The organism is Mycobacterium sp. E1214 (assembly GCF_001666755.1).
GTDB lineage: Bacteria > Actinomycetota > Actinomycetes > Mycobacteriales > Mycobacteriaceae > Mycobacterium.
This window is the reverse complement of sequence record NZ_LZJC01000166.1, coordinates 1-16,499: the sequence shown is the minus strand read 5'-3', so window position 1 is coordinate 16,499 and position 16,499 is coordinate 1. Positions and strand designations below refer to the sequence as shown.

Sequence of the window (16,499 nt, the reverse complement as noted above, 5' to 3'; positions counted from 1 at the left end):
AGTAGAACTGTGCCGCACCGCGGGCTGTTGTTGTTGCTGTTGCCGCTGAGTAGCCGCGCCGTCGCGTAGCACTCGGAGCAGCCCGGATCCTGACCGAGGCGTGTCTCCCCCGCCGTCATATCCCCGCAGCAGGCGTATCGAGGAGTAGTACCGTGCCGAGCAGCAACACCACCGCGCAACCCGACCTCGTCGACGTGCGTGGGCCGCGCTTTGCGGCCTGGGTCACCACCGCCGTCCTCGTGCTGGCCCTTGTGGTCGCGGCGATCAACCCGCTCGCGGCCGCCGCGATCCTCGGCGTGCAGGCGGTCATCTTCGCGATCGGCGCCGTCGGCGGACCCCGCAAGCACCCCTACGGCCGCATCTTCGCCCGTGCCGTCGCGCCCCGGCTCGGGCCGGTCCGGGAACGCGAACCCGTCGCGCCGCTGAAGTTCGCGCAGCTCGTCGGCCTCGTCTTCGCCGTCGTCGCGGTCGTCGCCTTCGCGGCCGGCGCCTTCCTGGGCGGCGTCATCGCCACCGCGGCGGCCCTGGCGGCCGCCTTCCTCAACGCGGCCTTCGGCATCTGCCTGGGCTGCCAGCTCTACCCGCTGGTGGCGCGCCTGCGCACCGGCGCGCGTCCGGCCTGACCGGCGCCCCACCCCAAGCGATCGAAAGGATCCCGTTTCATGGCACGCTCCGACGTCCTGGTCTCCGCGGACTGGGCCCAGAGCAATCTCGACTCCCCCGGCGTCGTCTTCGTGGAGGTCGACGAGGACACCAGCGCCTACGACGCCGGCCACCTGCCGGGCGCCGTCCGGCTGGACTGGCGCACCGACCTGCAGGACCCGGTCAAGCGTGACTTCGTCGACGCCGAGCAGTTCTCCAAGCTGCTCAGTGACCGCGGCATCGCCAACGACGACACCGTCGTGCTCTACGGCGGCAACAACAACTGGTTCGCCGCCTACGCCTACTGGTACTTCAAGCTCTACGGGCACGCGCAGGTCAAGCTGCTCGACGGCGGCCGCAAGAAGTGGGAACTCGACGGCCGCCCGCTGACCCGGGACGCCGTCAGCCGGCCGGCGACCTCCTACACGGCGTCCGCACCGGACACCAGCATCCGGGCGTTCCGCGACGAGGTGATCGCGGCCATCAACACCAAGAATCTCGTCGACGTGCGGTCCCCCGACGAGTTCTCCGGCAAGATCCTGGCGCCCGCGCACCTGCCGCAGGAACAGAGCCAACGGCCCGGCCACATCCCCGGCGCGATCAACGTCCCGTGGAGCAAGGCCGCCAACGAGGACGGCACCTTCAAGTCCGACGAGGAGCTGGCCAAGCTCTACGCCGACGCCGGCCTGGACGGCCAGAAGGAGACCATCGCCTACTGCCGCATCGGGGAGCGCTCGTCGCACACCTGGTTCGTGCTCCGCGAACTCCTCGGGCACCGCAACGTCAAGAACTACGACGGAAGTTGGACGGAATACGGCTCCCTGGTGGGCGCCCCGATCGAGTTGGGAAGCTGATATGTGCTCTGCACCCAAGCAAGGACTGACACTGCCCGCCAGCGTCGACCTGGAGAAGGAAACGGTGATCACCGGGCGCGTCGTGGACAGCGACGGCCAGGCGGTCGGCGGCGCGTTCGTGCGGCTGCTGGACTCGTCCGACGAGTTCACCGCCGAGGTGGTCGCGTCGGCCACCGGCGACTTCCGGTTCTTCGCCGCGCCGGGATCGTGGACGCTGCGCGCGTTGTCCGCCTCCGGTAACGGCAACGCCGTGGTGTCGCCGTCGGGCGCGGGCGTCCACGAGGTCGACGTCAAGATCGCCTGAGCGCCGGCCACCGCCGCCCGGCCCGCGCCGGGCGAATAGACTGACCCCGTGGTTCTTTTCTACGAGATCATGCTGGTGGTGGCGGTCGTGGTGATCTCCTGGTTCGCCCTCTACACGCTCTACCGGCTCATTACCGACGAATCGTGACCTCCCACGAACCGGCGAGCGCTGCCGGCTCCGGGGATCGCGCGGTGGCGGCCGCCGCGGAACGCGCGAAGCTGACCGCCGGCCGCAACATCCCGGCCTTCGACGACTCGCCCTTCCCCCCGGACACGGCCAACCTGCGCGAGGGCGCCGACCTCAGCGACGCGCTGCTGGCGCTGCTTCCGCTGGTCGGCGTCTGGCGCGGCGAGGGCGAGGGCCGCGGGCACGACGGCGACTACCGCTTCGGCCAACAGATCGTGGTGTCCCACGACGGGGGTGACTACCTGATCTGGGAGTCGCGGTCCTGGCGGCTCGACGAGGCGGGCGGTTACCAGGAGCGCGGCCTGCGCGAGACGGGCTTTTGGCGCTTCGTCAGCGACCCCGACGATCCCAGCGAATCGCAGGCGATCGAGGTGCTGCTGGCGCACTCGGCCGGTTACGTCGAGCTGTTCTACGGGCGGCCGCGCAACCAGTCGTCGTGGGAGCTGGTCACCGACGCCCTGGCCCGCAGCCGCTCGGGCGTGCTGGTCGGGGGCGCGAAACGGCTCTACGGCATCGTCGAGGGCGGCGACCTCGCCTACGTCGAGGAACGGGTGGACGCCGACGGCGGGCTGGTCCCGCACCTGTCGGCGCGGCTGTCGCGGTTCGCGGGCTAGCAACTCACTCGCCCCTTACCCTTTGGCGTGTACTGTTCGACGTCCGAACAGCCGCGAAGGGAGATCGGCGCATGCGTCCCAGGAGGGCCCCCGCTCCCGCGCTGCGCTGGGTCGTCACCGCGGCCGGGCTGCTGCTGATCCTCTATCTCGCCGTCCTGGACCTGTGGCCGTCGGTGATCGACAGGCTGCCGCCGTCGCTCGCCTGGTTCGGCCGCCCCGGGTCGATGCCGACGCTGGCCATCGTGGTCGCCGTGCTCATCGCGGCGTGCGTGCTGACCTTCCGCTCGGACACCAGCCACCGCGTCGTCGGGGTTTCGTTCACCGTGATCGCTGTGCTCGTCAGCATGGGGGCGGTGCTGGGGCTGACGTCGTACTGGGGTTGTCACGACGCCAACCACCCGGCGTTCTTCACCCCGCTGATGGCGACGGCCAGCCTGGTCAAGGGCAGCACCAGTGACTTCTCGGTGGGCGGTCGCACCTGCCCGAACCCCACCCCGGTCGGCCTGGAACTGGCGCGGATCGCGGCGCTGGCGGCCATCTTCACCGGCCTGGGCGGCGTCGTCGTCGGCGTGTTCCGGTCCCAGGTGGACCGGCTGCGGGCCAACTTCGCGGACTCCGTCACCGCGATCGTCGGCGTCGACGCCGACACCCAGTCGATGATCAGCGCGGTCGCGCGGACGCTGGACCGGCGCAGCACGCTGGTGGTCATCACCGGCGCCAGCGACGACCGGGTGCAGCGCGCCCGCAGGCAGGGCGCCCGTGTGGTGCTGGTGGACTTCAACAACCCGTCGACGCTGGTGTCGCTGCGGCTGTGGCGGCGCCTGTCCCGGCTGTATCTGATGGCGCCCGACCCGGCGATCAACCTGCTGTGGTTGGACCTGATCAGCCGGCGGCTGGCCGAGGTGGCGCACCGACGGCGGCTGCCGCTCATCGTGCGCATGGACGACCCGTGGCTGGCGCAGGCGTGGCGCGCCCAGCAGTTCGGGGGGTCCGACACCCGCTGGGCGGCCGACGTGGTCGGCAAGTACGAGGTCACCGCCGGCCGGCTGCTCGACGGTATCGTCGCGACGGCCCGCACGAGGCGCGTATTTGTCTGCGGCACTTCGCAATTGACGTTGGCGTTGTGCGCCGACCTGACCCAGCGGGCGCTGGAACGCGACTTCTACACCCCGCCCGGGGCCGTGCCGCTGCCGGCGTTGACGCTGGTCGAACGCGATGCCGAGGACTACCTGCGGGATCACGAGTTCTACCGCCGGCAGGCCGGTTTCGTCTCCGAGGGGCCGACGATCGACGCGGTGGCGCAGGCGCCGACGGTGCCGGCCCTGCTGACGCTGATCGGCGACGCCGACCCGGCGACCAGCGCGGTGATCTTCGTCGACGCGCACCTCGCGACGACGGCGGCCCGGCTGGCCGCCCGCTTCCCCGACATGCCCAGCTACGTCGCGGATCTCAACACCAGCATCAGCGACGACTCGATCCAGGTCGTCGGGCGCCTGCAGTCCTTCTCCCTGGTGCTCGACACCCGGGAGGGCCAGGTTCAGGACGCGTGGGAGCGGGCGGCCCGGCTGATCCACGAACGGTACGTCTCGACGATCGACCCGCACGGCGCGCGGTCCCCGGCCACGCTGCCGTGGGCGAAGCTCGACGAGTTCTACCGGGGGTCCAACCGGCGCCAGGTGCGCAACGCGCTGTGGATGGTGGAGCAGATCGCGGGGCACACGTGGAACACCTGGGGCAGCCCGCCCGCGCAGCTGTCCGGCCACGAGATGGCGGACCTGGCGCCGCTGGAGCAACTCGCGCTGATGGGTTTCGACGAGCACGCCGCGCTCAGCATGGCCCGCGCCGAACACGAGGACTGGTGCCGCTACTACCGCCGCAACGGCTGGAAGTACGGGTCGCCGCGCGACGACGCGCGCAAGATCCACAACAAGCTGGTCGACTGGTCGGAGGTCGAAGGCGACCCGGAGTTGCTCAACGCGGCGGTGCGCAGCCTGGCGGGCACGCTGTGGAGCTTGCGGCAGTTGGGCTTTCGCTCGCGCCCGCTGTGGCAGTCGTTCAGCCGGGTCGGCACGGTCAGCGCCGAGCAGCGCAGCTCCCCCTGGTCGTGGACGTCCGATTCGGGCCACACCATGCGCGGCGACGCCGGCGACTGGGCGGTCAGCGAGGACGGCAAGGTCTGGTCTGTGCGCGACGACATCTTCCGCGACACCTACGAGCCGGCCGGCCAGGGCCGCTGGCAGCGCAAGGGGCGGGTGCAGGCCCGCCCGGCGCAGCCCGGTGAAACCGTCAACACGTTGGAGGGGCCGACCACCGCGTCCGAGGGCGACTGGATCGTGCGCGGCGAGCAGGGCGAGCAGTGGCCGGTGCCCGGCCCGGAATTCGCGCGCCGCTACGCCGAAATTCACCCGGCCGGCCAGGCGCCGGCCCTCGGCGGCGGCGCCTGAGTTCGACGCGGACGGGCAACCGAATCAGCGGTGAAGTTACCCCTTCCGCACGTGTCCAACACTGATACGGTATCCGCGCACGCGCCGGCCAGCTAAGGGCTTGCGCCCCGGTTTTCTTTCCTGCCTCCCTAGGAGATCGCGATGGCGTTGTTCATCAGCTACTCGAGCCAAGACAGGTCGACGGTCGACGCCCTGACGACCGCACTGCGGCGCGGGCAACAGCAGGTGTGGTTCGACCAGGAGCTCGGTGGGGGCGACTCCTGGTGGAACAAGATCTTGGAGCAGATCCGCAACTGCGAGGTGTTCATCGTCGCGTTGTCCAACAACTGGTTGCAGTCCAAGCCCAGCCAGGCCGAGCTGCGTTACGCCCGGGCGCTGAACCGCCCCATCCTTCCCGTGCGCATCGGCGACGTCGACAGCATGCGGGTGAATCCCCTTGCCACGCTGCAGATCATCGACTACCGGGAGCCCACCGTCGACGCCGGCATCCAACTGGTCACCGCCGTGCACGCCCTGCAGAGCAAGCCGGTGCCGCTGCCGGACCCGTTGCCCGAGGAGCCGCCGGTGCCGTTCGGCTACATCACCCGGCTGGGCAACCAGATGGCCGAGAAGGAGCTCAGCCCGCAGCAGCAGCTGCAGCTGCTGGTGGAGCTGCGATCCGGGCTCGACGAGGACGGCGACGACCCCAGCGCGCGCGGTGACATCGCGCAGTTGCTGCGCATGCTGCGGCTGCGCCACGACGTCACCTACCGCACCCGCAGCGAGATCGACAACGTGCTGGCCGAGATCGAGGCCCGGGACGGCTCGCCGGCCGGCCCCTCCCCGACGCCCCGGGAACAGGCCGCGACCACCGTCGCCGCCACGCCGGTCGCCACCACGCCGGCGGCGTCCTCCACCGCGCCGGCCGCGGGCGGGGGCAGCAAGCGGCTGGTCATTCTCGGCGGCGCCGCCGTCGCGGTGATCGTCGCGGTCGCGCTCGCCATCGTGTTCGCCACCCAGGGCGGCAAGACCAAGCCGGCCCCGAGTTCCAGCGCCAACTCGGGGCAGAGCGCGGCCGGCGGTTCGGGCGCGGGTTCGGGTCCGGCGACGTCGAACGGTGGTGACACCAAACTGGATTCGTACCTGCTGGGGCCCGCCGACGTCGGCAACGTCGTCGGCGATCCCAACCTGGTGGTCTCGGACAAGTCCGCACAGCTGCGCAACCTCAAGGCGACGGTGTCCAACCCGGACTGCAAGGGACCCTACGAACCGATCGAGGAGTCGTCGTACAAGGGCGCCGACGGCTTCAAGGCCGTCAGCGGGCAGGCCGTGCACACCGCCGGCGAGAACGCGCCGCACCGCGTCTACGAGGCCGTCGCGGAGTTCGCCTCCCCGGAGCGGGCGGTCGCGTTCGTGCAGGCGTCGGCCGACAAGTGGCGGGCGTGCGCGGGGCAGCAGGTGACCGTGACCTTCAACGGCAAGAGCTCGGGGTGGACGTTCGGTGAGGTGACCGGCGCGCCGCCGAAGATCTACCAGGAGCGCACCGAGTCCGACGGCGCCCGGGTCTGCCACCACGCCCTGCACGCGGCGGCCAACGTCGTCGTCGACCTGCTGGTGTGCGGGCCGGACGCGGCGACGGGTCAGGCGGGCAAGCTGGCCGGGCAGATCGCCGCGCGGGTAAGCCAGTAGCCGGGTCGTGACATGGAACGGCCCCCGAGCCATGCTCCCGGTTGGACTTGACCGGGAAGCTCGGGGGCCGGGTGACTGCGGGGAATTCGCTAGCGCACGTCGGTGGCTAGCTCCGCCGAGCCGGTGCTGCTAGCGCGCAGCCACCTCACATGTCCATGAAGCTATCAATTTCGCGGACCACCTCCCTTCTTGTGTACGGCCGACCGTACCCGCGAAACGGGGAGCCGACAACACAATTCAGCGCTCAGCGATCGCTGACGATCGCCGCGTCCACCAGTTCGGCGAAGTCGGCGGCCAATTCGGCGCCGGCCACCGGGCGTCCGTCGAGCGTGTGCACCCGCGCCGCCAGCGTGATGCTCGACACCAGCCAAATGGCTTGCGCCGCATACAGATCCGCCACCCGCAGCGGCCGGTAGTCGCAGTCGTACCCCTTGCCGCGCGCCACCTCGAACAGGGCCTGCTGCGTGGTGCCCCGCAAAATCGGATGCCACGGCGGCGGGGTCAGCAGCCGCGGGATGCCGCCCGCGCCCGACTCCGCGGCCGTGGCGATCACCACCGTCGAGCGCGGCCCCTCCAGCACGAAACCGTCCGAGCTGACGAAGACGGCGTCGGCGGCGCCCTGGCGGGCGGCGTGCCGCAGGGCGGCCATGTTGACCGCGTACGACAGCGTCTTGGCACCCGCGAGTAACCACGGCATGGTGTCGGTGCCGGACGAGGGAAGCCCCCGGTCCAGGGTGACCGCGGCCAGGCCGTCGCGCCGCACCGCCGAAACCCGTTCGGCCACGGCGCTGACGGTCACGTACGCCGTCGGCGTCGAGCCGTTCTCGCGGCCGCGGCTGAGGATCAGCCGCATCGCGGCCTCCCCCGCGCCGGCCTCGGCCCAGCGGCCCGCGGCGACGTCGATCGCGTGTCGCCAGCGGGCGAGGTCGGGCTCGGGCAGGTCCGTCAGCCGCGCCGACTGGGTCAGCCGCTGCAGGTGCGACTCGACCAGGCACGGCCTGCCGTCGCGCACCAACAGGCTCTCGAAGATGCCGTCACCGCGCACGGCCGCGAGGTCGTCGGCGTGCAGCAGCGGGGCGCTCGGCGGGTGCACCTCGCCGTCCAGGGTGACGATCACGCTCGTGTCCGCGGGCATGGGAAGAGAGCCTAGTGGCGAGCGTGCGGCGGGCCGCGCACTCGGCATCCGGCGCGCGGCTTTCCACACGCCCGGCGCGGGCCCCGGCATCCGTAGAGTTGAGCTGTGAGCCACGCAGTCCCCGCCCCCGATTCCGGACCCGACGCGGGCGCCGTTTGGCACTACGGCGATCCGCTGGGCGAGCAGCGCGCGGCCGAGACCGCCGCGGTGCTGGTGGACCGATCGCACCGCGCGGTCCTGACGCTGACCGGCGCCGACCGCCAGAACTGGCTGCACAGCATCTCCACGCAGCACGTCGCCGCGCTCCCCGACGGCGCCAGCACCGACAACCTCAGCCTCGACGGCCAGGGCCGGGTTGAGGACCACTGGATCCAAACCGAACTGGGCGGCATCACCTACCTCGACACCGAGCCGTGGCGCGGCGAGGCGCTGCTGGGCTACCTGAGCAAGATGGTGTTCTGGTCGCAGGTCGTCCCGGCCGCCGCCGACATCGCGGTGCTGTCGCTGCTCGGGCCGGGGTTGAGCGACCCGGCGGTGCTCGCCGCCCTGGGCCTCGACGCGCTGCCCGACGCGCGGTCGGCCGTGGCCACCGGCGGCGGTTTCGTGCGGCGCACGCCCGGCGCCGGGAGCCCGGCGCTGGACCTGCTGGTGCCCCGCGCCGACGCGGCCGGGTGGCGGGACCGGTTGGCGGGCGTCGGGGTGCGCCCGGCCGGGGTGTGGGCCTACGAGGCGCACCGGGTGGCGGCGCGGCGGCCGCGCCTCGGCGTGGACACCGACGAGCGCACGATCCCCCACGAGGTGGGCTGGATCGGTGGCCCCGGGGTGGGTGCGGTGCACCTGGACAAGGGCTGCTACCGCGGGCAGGAGACCGTCGCGCGGGTGCACAACCTCGGCAAGCCGCCCCGCATGCTGGTGCTGTTGCACCTCGACGGCTCGGTCGAGCGGCCGTCGACGGGCGACGCGGTGCTGGCCGGCGGCCGCGCCGTGGGCCGCCTCGGCACCGTGGTCGACCACGTCGACGACGGGCCGATCGCGCTGGCGCTCGTCAAGCGAGGGCTGCCGGGCGACACCCCGCTGGCGACCGGTCCGGACGCCACGGTGGCTGCGGTGATGGACGCCGATTCCCTGCCGCCGGCCGAACAGATCGGCGCGGGACGACTCGCCGTTGAACGGTTGCGCGGCGGTGCGAGATAATCGTCGATGACGTCCGCCACAGCGGGGAGGGGGCACCGACGCCTGCCCCCGCGGCACGGTAAACTGCTACCAGGACAATAACGACACAGGAGATCGGAGCCGCCTACATGTTAGGCCGCTCCGTTATTGCGCGAGGGGGTTCCCCCATGGGCCGCGGCCGGGCTAAGGCAAAGCAGACCAAGGTTGCTCGAGAACTCAAATACAGTTCTCCGCAGACCGACTTCCAGCGGCTTCAGCGCGAGCTGTCCGGGACGGATTCGGACGACTCGACCGAACTGGACTCGGACGGCTTGGACGAACCCTGGGATGAGCAGGACACCTGGCGTCGTTGAGACCCGCGCGGGCCGGCGTTAACCCCTCGCCCCCGGCAGCGCGGTAGTCCTCCTAGAACCTCGGGTGTTGCCCCACCAATTTCGCCCGTGGGCCTTGCTTCCCGCCCTTGCCGACGGTGCCCAGCACCCAGCAGTCCAGGTGGCGCGCCGTCAGGATGGCCAGCGCGCGGTCGGTGTCCTCGGGGGCCACGACGGCGAGCATGCCGACTCCCATGTTGAACGTCTTCTCCATCTCTTCCCGGGCGACCCGGCCGCGCTGGGCGATCATCGCGAACACGGGCGCGGGCGTCCAAGTGCCACGGTCCATTTCGGCGACCAGCCCATGCGGGATCACGCGGTGCAGGTTAGCGGCGAGCCCACCCCCGGTCACGTGGCAGAACGTGCGGACGTGCGTCTCGGCGGCCAGCGCCAGGCAGTCCTTGGCGTAGATGCGGGTCGGCTCGAGGAGTTCCTCACCGAGCGTGCGGCCGAACTCCTCGACGTAGCCCTCCAGGTTCATCCGGTCGATCTCCAGAAGCACCGTGCGGGCCAACGAGTATCCGTTGGAGTGCAGGCCGGACGAACCCATCGCGATGATGACGTCCCCCGGTTTGACGCGGTCGGGGCCCAGCACGTCGTCGGCCTCGACCACCCCGACACCCGTCGCCGAGATGTCGTAGTGGTCGGGTTCCATCAGGCCGGGGTGTTCGGCCGTCTCGCCGCCCAGCAGGGCGCAGCCGGCCCGCACGCAGCCCTCGGCGACCCCGCTCACGATCGCGGCGAGCCGTTCGGGCACGGCCCGGCCGACGGCGATGTAGTCCTGCAGGAACAACGGCTCGGCGCCGCACACCACGAGGTCGTCGACCACCATCGCGACCAGGTCGAGGCCGACGGTGTCGTGCTTGTCCATCGCCTGGGCGACCGCGAGCTTGGTGCCGACACCGTCGGTGGACGCCGCCAGCAGCGGCTCGCGGTAGTCGCCGCGCAGGGCGAAGAGCCCGGCGAACCCGCCGAGCCCGCCGCGCACCTCGGGGCGGGTGGCTTTGCTCGCCAGGGGCTTGAACAGTTCGACCGCGCGATCGCCGGCGTCAATGTCCACCCCGGCCGACGCGTAGGTGATGCCCTGGCCGTCCGGGTGGTGTCCGGGGGTCTTTCCGGGATCCGTCATCGCGATAAAGGCTACCGGGCGGCCTTGCCGGCCGGTATCAAACGTCCGCGTTCCGTCGGTCGAGGGGCGAGGTGGGGCCGTCAGTGCACGACGGGCACTTCGTCGGGCGCGAGATCCTCGAGCCCGGCGCCGCGGGCGGCGTTGGCGAGCATGTGCTCGATGACGTTCTTGCCCAGGGCGCTCTCCTCGGGCAGCTCGATCGGGTACTGCCCGTCGAAGCAGGCGGTGCACAACCGTGATGCCGGCTGCTCGGAGGCCGCGACCAGGCCGCGCAGCGAGATGTAACCCAGCGAGTCCGCGCCGATGGCGTGCCGCACCGCCTCCAGCATCTCCCGCTTGTTCTCGACCGCGTTGGCGATCAGCTCGGCCGGCGACGGGAAGTCGATGCCGTAGAAACACGGCCACTTCACCGGCGGCGACGCGATGCGCACGTGCACCTCGAGCGCGCCGGCCTCGCGCAGCATTCGCAGCAGCGCGCGCTGGGTGTTGCCCCGCACGATCGAGTCGTCGACGACGATGAGCCGCTTGCCGCGGATCACCTCGCGCAGCGGGTTGAGCTTGAGCCGGATGCCGAGCTGCCGGATGGTCTGCGACGGCTGGATGAAGGTGCGCCCGACGTAGGCGTTCTTCATCAGGCCCTGGCCGTAGGGGATGCCCGATTCCTGGGCGTAGCCGACGGCGGCCGGGGTGCCGGACTCCGGCACCCCGATCACCAGGTCGGCCTCCACGGGAGACTCGCGGGCCAACCGGCGGCCGATCTCCACGCGCGTCGCGTGCACGGAACGGCCGGCGATGGTGCTGTCCGGGCGCGCCAGATAGACGTATTCGAAGACGCAACCCTTGGGCGTCGGGTTGGCGAACCGCGTGGAGCGCACGCCGTCGGCGTCGATGGCCAACAGCTCCCCGGGTTCGATGTCGCGGACGAACGAGGCGCCGACGATGTCGAGCGCGGCCGTTTCGGAGGCCACCACCCAGCCGCGGTCCAGCCGGCCCAGCGACAGCGGGCGCACGCCGTGCGGGTCGCGGGCGGCATACAGGGTGTTCTCGTCCATGAACGTCAGGCAGAACGCGCCGCGCACCGTCGGCAGCAGTTGCAGCGCCGACTGTTCCAGGCTCGAATCGGCCGCGCCGTGGGCCAGCAGCGCGCCCAGGATGTCGGAGTCCGTGGTGGCCGGGGCCGGGGCGCGCTTGGCGATCAGCCCCTCGTCGCGTGCGCGAGCGGCCAGCTCGGCGGTGTTGACCAGGTTGCCGTTGTGGCCCAGCGCCACCCCGGTGCCGGCGGCGGTGTTGCGGAACACCGGCTGCGCGTTCTCCCAGGTGGTGTCGCCGGTGGTGGAGTACCGGCAGTGGCCGATGGCGACGTGGCCCTGCATGGCGGCCAGCGTCTGCTCGTCGAACACCTGGCTTACCAGCCCCAGGTCTTTGAAGACCAGGACCTGGGAGCCGTCGGCGACGGCGATGCCGGCGGCCTCTTGCCCGCGATGCTGCAGCGCATACAGGCCGTAGTAGCTGAGTTTGGCGACGTCCTCGCCCGGGGCCCAGACCCCGAATACGCCACACTCTTCCCGAGGCGCGCTGAAATCCTCTTCGGGTTCCTGGACGGTCACGATTAGGCAGCTCCCCGGGGAACGATTGGTGACGTAGGGAAGTCTACGGGCACGACGGCCGCGCCGCCCAATCCCCCGGGCGTGTTGGGCGACGAAAATCCTTGAGCCGCACTCTAAACCTGCAGTTCAGAGTTACATTCCGTCGACGTCGACCAGGGGCAACCAGTGTTCGATCTCACCCGCGCGGGACCCCGACAGCCGAATCGCGGCGGAGCTTCTGGCCGCGGCGAACGACGTCATGCCGGCGGCCAGCAGCAGCCAGGTCCGGGGGTCGGTCTCCACGACGTTGGGGGGCGTGCCGCGGGTGTGGGCCGGGCCGGTGACGCACTGCACGGCCGCGAACGGCGGGATGCGCACCTCCACGCTGCGGCCGGGCGCCACCGCGGCCAGCGTGCGGGCGGTCAGCCGGACCGCGGCCGCCAGCGCCGCGCGGTCGGGCGCGGGCCGCGCCTCGTCGCGCAGCCAGTCCGCCACGGCCAACACGGCCTGCCGGGTCTTGGCCGGGTCGGCCTTGTCGCGGGCAGCCATACCCTAGGGTCTCAAAACCATGAAGCGTCGTTTGCGGCGCGGGCCACCGTACAAGCTCGTCGGCCTGGCGACGGTCGTGGTCCTCGGCCTCGCCGTGGCGGCGCTGTACCTGCAGTTCCGCGGCGACCTGACGCCGGTGACGCAGCTGACCATGATCGCCCCCCGGGCGGGCCTGGTCATGGGCACCGGCTCGAAGGTCACCTACAACGGCGTGCAGGTCGGGCGGGTGTCGACGATTTCGGAGACCACCCGCGACGGCGTGCCCGTCGCCGTCATGATCCTCGATGTCACACCGAAATACGTGCGCCAGATCCCCGCCAACGTGGCGGCCACGGTCAAGGCGACGACGGTGTTCGGCAACAAGTACGTGGCGCTCACGTCACCGGAAAACCCTGCGGCACAGGCGATCACACCGGCCACGGTGATCGACGCGACGTCGGTGACGACGGAGTTCAACAGCTTGTTCGAGACGCTGGTCGCCATCGCGGACAAGGTCGATCCGGTCAAGGTGAACCTGACGCTCAGCGCGGCCGCGCTGGCGTTGACCGGGCTGGGCCAACGGCTCGGGGCGGCCCTGGTCGACGCCGACGCCATCCTCGACGACGTGAACCCGCGGCTGCCGGTGCTGCGCGGCGACCTGGCCCGCTGGGCCGCCCTGGGCGACACATACGCGCGGGCCGCGCCGGACCTCGTGGACGCGCTCAATCACGCGGTGACCACGGCCCGCACCGTCGATGGTCAGCGGCGCGAGCTCGACGCCGCGCTGCTGGCGGCCGCCGGCGTCGGCAACACCGGCGCCGACGTCGTCACCCGGGGCGGCCCCTTCTTGCAGCGCGGCGCGACCGACCTGCTGGCGAGCAGCGAACTGCTCGACGCCTACAGCCCCGAAATCTTCTGCACCATCCGCAACTTCGCCGAGGTCGGCCCGCGCATCCACAACGCCCTCGGCGACAACGGCTACGCACTGGGCGCCCACGCCTCGGGCGCCGTCACGGGCGCACCGAACCCCTACATCTGGCCGGAGAACCTGCCCCGCACCAACGCCCGCGGCGGGCCCGGGGGGCGGCCGGGGTGCTGGCAGACGATCACCCGGCAGCTGTGGCCCGCCCCGTTCCTCGTCATGGACACCGGCGCGAGCATGGCCCCCTACAACCACTTCGAGCTCGGGTCGCCGCTGCTGGTCGAGCACGTCTGGGGCCGGCAGCTGGGCGACTACACCATCAACCCGTAAGGCGGCGCGCGGTCAGGGCGGCGACCGCGCCCGCCTCGTTGATCGCCAGGTGCGCCAGCAGGGGCGCGGCGAGGCTGCCGGAGCGGTCGGCCAGCCAGCCGAACAGCCACCCCGCGGCGCCGGTGACCAGCAAGGTGCCCAGCACCGGCTCGCCGGCCGCGCGGGCATCCGGGATGTGCGAGAGCCCGAATGCCGTCGCCTGCACGAGCCTTCCGCCGCGGGCGCCGAAGCCGGCCGAGGCGGTGTGCGCCAGCGCCGCGCGGTAGGCCGCCTCTTCCGCCCACACGGTGCCCAGCGGGATCCGCAGCAGCAACCAGCCCGCCGGCGATGCCGGGGCGTCGCGGGCGGCCATGGACCGCCGCACCGGCGCCAGCAGGGCCGTCACACCGATCGCGCCCGCCGCCGCCAGCCCCACGCCCGCGCCCAGCCGCGACCCCGCCCGCAGCCGCCGGCCGCGCAGCCCCAGCGGGGCCCGGGTGGCCAGCGCCAGCGCGCCACCGACCGCGGCTTTCAGCCCTGGCCGCCAGCGCTGCGGCAGCCCTGGGCTCGCGAAGCTCCAGCAGACGAGGGCCGCGGCCAGCAGCAACGAGCTTGCCCGCCGAATCGCGTTGACGCTCAACGGGATTGGATGGCGCGGCTCACCCGAACAGCCGGGGCAGCACCGCCTCGGAGGTGTCGCGCAGCTCGGCGAGGGACACGGTGAACAGGCCCTGCACCTCCACCGAGTCGGAGGCCGGATCCGCCACGCCGATCCGGACGGCGGGCAGCCCGCGCGCCGCACACATGGAGCGCAACCGGCTCTCCTCGGTGCGCGGCACCGCCACCAGCACCCGGCCCGACGACTCGGAGAACAGCGCGACGAACGGGTCGGCGTCCTCGGGAAGCACGATGCGGCAACCGGTTTCACCGGCCAGTGCCGCCTCCACCACGGCTTGGGCCAAACCGCCCTCGGACAGGTCGTGTGCGGCAGACACCAACCCGTCGCGGGAGGCCGCCACCAGCACCTCGGCCAGCAGCTTCTCGCGCTGCAGGTCCACCGCGGGGGGCAACCCGCCGAGGTGATCGGCGGTCACCTGCGCCCACACCGAGCCGTCGAACTCGTCGCGGGTCTCGCCCAGCAACAGCAGGGACTCACCGGGCTCACCGCCCAGCCCGGTCGGGATGCGCCGGGCGACGTCGTCGATGACGCCCAACACGCCGATCACCGGGGTGGGCAGGATCGCGGCCGACCCGGTCTGGTTGTAGAAGCTGACGTTGCCTCCGGTCACCGGAATGCCAAGGGCCACACAGCCGTCGGCCAACCCGCGCACCGCCTCGGAGAACTGCCACATGACGCCCGGGTCCTCGGGCGACCCGAAGTTGAGGCAGTTGGTCACCGCGACCGGGGTGGCGCCGGTGACGGCGACGTTGCGGTACGCCTCGGCGAGCGCCAGCTGCGCGCCGGTGTAGGGGTCGAGCTTGGTGTACCGGCCCGACGCGTCGGTCGACAAGGCGATGCCGCGTCCGGTGTTCTCGTCGACGCGCAGCACGCCGCCGTCGGCGTGCTCGGCCAGCACGGTGTTGCCCCGCACGTACCGGTCGTACTGCTCGGTGATGAAGGCGCGGCTGCACAGATGCGGACTGCCAAGCAGTGCAAGCAAAGTCGCGCGCAGTTCGGCACCGGTCGACGGGCGGGGCAGTCCGGTGGAGCGGTCGGCGTTGAGGGCATCCTGCGTGTCGGGGCGGGCGACCGGGCGCTCGTAGACCGGGCCCTCGTGGGCCACGGTGCGCGGTGGGACGTCGACGACGGTCTCGCCGTGCCAGGTGATGCGCAACCGGTCACCGTCGGTGACCTCGCCGATCACGGTCGCCAGGACATCCCACTTGCGGCACACGGCCAGGAAGGCGTCCACATTCTCGGGCGCGACGACGGCGCACATCCGCTCCTGGGATTCGCTGCACAGCACCTCGGCGGACGTCATCTCGGTGGTGCGCAGCGGCACCGCGTCCAGCCGGATCGCCATCCCACCGTCCCCGGCCGAGGCCAATTCAGAAGTGGCACAAGCCAATCCGGCGCCACCCAGGTCCTGGATGCCGATCACCAGGCCGCCCGAGTACAGCTCGAGGCAGCACTCGATGAGCACCTTCTCCATGAACGGGTCGCCGACCTGCACCGAGGGCAGCTTCTTGCGGGAGTTCTCGCTGTCGAAGGTCTCCGACGCCAGCACGGACACGCCGCCGATACCGTCCAGCCCGGTGCGCGCGCCGAACAGGATGATCTTGTTGCCGGCGCCCGACGCGAACGCCAGGTGCAGGTCCTCTTGGCGCAACACTCCGACGCACAACGCGTTGACCAAGGGGTTGCCGGCATAGCACGCGTCGAAGACGGTCTCGCCGCCGATGTTCGGCAAGCCCAACGAATTGCCGTAACCGCCGATGCCGCGAACCACACCGTCCACCACGCGGCGGGTGTCCGGCGCGTCGGCGGCCCCGAACCGCAGCTGGTCCATGACCGCGATCGGCCGCGCCCCCATCGCCATGATGTCGCGGACGATGCCGCCCACCCAGGCGATCGACACCGTCGACCGCGCGGCGACCACCCCCGACGAGCCGCAGCCGTTCGGTGAGTTGGGC

The 16,499-nt window shown here is 71.6% G+C and carries 15 protein-coding genes; 9 read left to right on the top strand and 6 right to left on the bottom strand.

Translation table 11 applies throughout. From position 1 onward, the window contains the following. Window positions 1–152 precede the first annotated feature (152 nt). The 6 genes from A5700_RS23855 (at window position 153) to A5700_RS23830 (ending at window position 6,712) form a co-directional block, all read left to right on the top strand. Window positions 153–623: a DUF4395 domain-containing protein gene (locus tag A5700_RS23855; RefSeq protein WP_068071543.1), complete on the top strand. Its 471-nt coding sequence runs from the start codon at window positions 153–155 to the stop codon at window positions 621–623. A gap of 39 nt (window positions 624–662) precedes the next feature. Further along, window positions 663–1,496: a sulfurtransferase gene (locus A5700_RS23850; protein ID WP_068071545.1), complete on the top strand. Its 834-nt coding sequence runs from the start codon at window positions 663–665 to the stop codon at window positions 1,494–1,496. Window position 1,497: 1 nt separating this feature from the next. Next, a complete protein-coding gene (locus A5700_RS23845) occupies window positions 1,498–1,800 on the top strand; it encodes a DUF1416 domain-containing protein (protein WP_068071547.1) in 303 nt (100 codons plus the stop codon). A 143-nt stretch (window positions 1,801–1,943) separates the two neighbouring features. After that, window positions 1,944–2,600 (top strand): FABP family protein, encoded by a 657-nt coding sequence (locus tag A5700_RS23840; protein ID WP_068071549.1) that lies wholly within the window; start codon window positions 1,944–1,946, stop codon window positions 2,598–2,600. Between the two features lie 71 nt (window positions 2,601–2,671). Then, a complete protein-coding gene (locus tag A5700_RS23835) occupies window positions 2,672–5,044 on the top strand; it encodes a RyR domain-containing protein (RefSeq protein WP_068071551.1) in 2,373 nt (790 codons plus the stop codon). A 141-nt stretch (window positions 5,045–5,185) separates the two neighbouring features. Further along, window positions 5,186–6,712 carry a sensor domain-containing protein gene (locus A5700_RS23830; protein ID WP_068071553.1) on the top strand — a complete coding sequence of 509 codons (1,527 nt, stop codon included), beginning with the start codon at window positions 5,186–5,188 and terminating at the stop codon, window positions 6,710–6,712. Between the two features lie 244 nt (window positions 6,713–6,956). On the opposite strand, the gene A5700_RS23825 is transcribed toward A5700_RS23830, so the two are convergent. Further along, on the bottom strand, window positions 6,957–7,829 hold the full coding sequence (locus A5700_RS23825) for an aminodeoxychorismate lyase (protein WP_156671419.1): 873 nt from the start codon (window positions 7,827–7,829) through the stop codon (window positions 6,957–6,959). A 123-nt stretch (window positions 7,830–7,952) separates the two neighbouring features. Between A5700_RS23825 and A5700_RS23820 the strand changes: the two genes are divergently transcribed. Beyond that, window positions 7,953–9,041, top strand: a complete 1,089-nt coding sequence (locus tag A5700_RS23820; protein WP_068071557.1) for a folate-binding protein YgfZ — start codon at window positions 7,953–7,955, stop codon at window positions 9,039–9,041. Between the two features lie 146 nt (window positions 9,042–9,187). After that, a complete protein-coding gene (locus tag A5700_RS23815; RefSeq protein ID WP_068071559.1) occupies window positions 9,188–9,373 on the top strand; it encodes a DUF3073 domain-containing protein in 186 nt (61 codons plus the stop codon). Window positions 9,374–9,425: 52 nt separating this feature from the next. On the opposite strand, the gene purM is transcribed toward A5700_RS23815, so the two are convergent. The 3 genes from purM to A5700_RS23800 form a co-directional block, all read right to left on the bottom strand. Further along, entirely contained in the window at window positions 9,426–10,520 is a 1,095-nt protein-coding gene (purM, locus tag A5700_RS23810) for a phosphoribosylformylglycinamidine cyclo-ligase (protein WP_068071561.1), read from the bottom strand. An 80-nt stretch (window positions 10,521–10,600) separates the two neighbouring features. Continuing rightward, window positions 10,601–12,127 (bottom strand): amidophosphoribosyltransferase, encoded by a 1,527-nt coding sequence (gene purF, locus A5700_RS23805; RefSeq protein WP_068071562.1) that lies wholly within the window; start codon window positions 12,125–12,127, stop codon window positions 10,601–10,603. 132 nt (window positions 12,128–12,259) lie between these two features. Continuing rightward, window positions 12,260–12,655, bottom strand: coding sequence for a sterol carrier family protein (locus A5700_RS23800; RefSeq protein WP_068071564.1), 396 nt, complete (start codon window positions 12,653–12,655; stop codon window positions 12,260–12,262). A gap of 19 nt (window positions 12,656–12,674) precedes the next feature. Between A5700_RS23800 and A5700_RS23795 the strand changes: the two genes are divergently transcribed. Continuing rightward, entirely contained in the window at window positions 12,675–13,886 is a 1,212-nt protein-coding gene (locus tag A5700_RS23795) for an MCE family protein (protein WP_068071566.1), read from the top strand. On the opposite strand, the gene A5700_RS23790 is transcribed toward A5700_RS23795, so the two are convergent. Both A5700_RS23790 and purL read right to left on the bottom strand, forming a co-directional pair. Beyond that, window positions 13,876–14,490 (bottom strand): CPBP family intramembrane glutamic endopeptidase, encoded by a 615-nt coding sequence (locus tag A5700_RS23790; RefSeq protein WP_156671418.1) that lies wholly within the window; start codon window positions 14,488–14,490, stop codon window positions 13,876–13,878. The genes A5700_RS23795 and A5700_RS23790 overlap by 11 nt on opposite strands. 34 nt (window positions 14,491–14,524) lie before the next feature. Next, window positions 14,525–16,499: phosphoribosylformylglycinamidine synthase subunit PurL (purL, locus tag A5700_RS23785; protein WP_231973839.1), on the bottom strand; the 1,975-nt coding region annotated here is incomplete at its 5' end.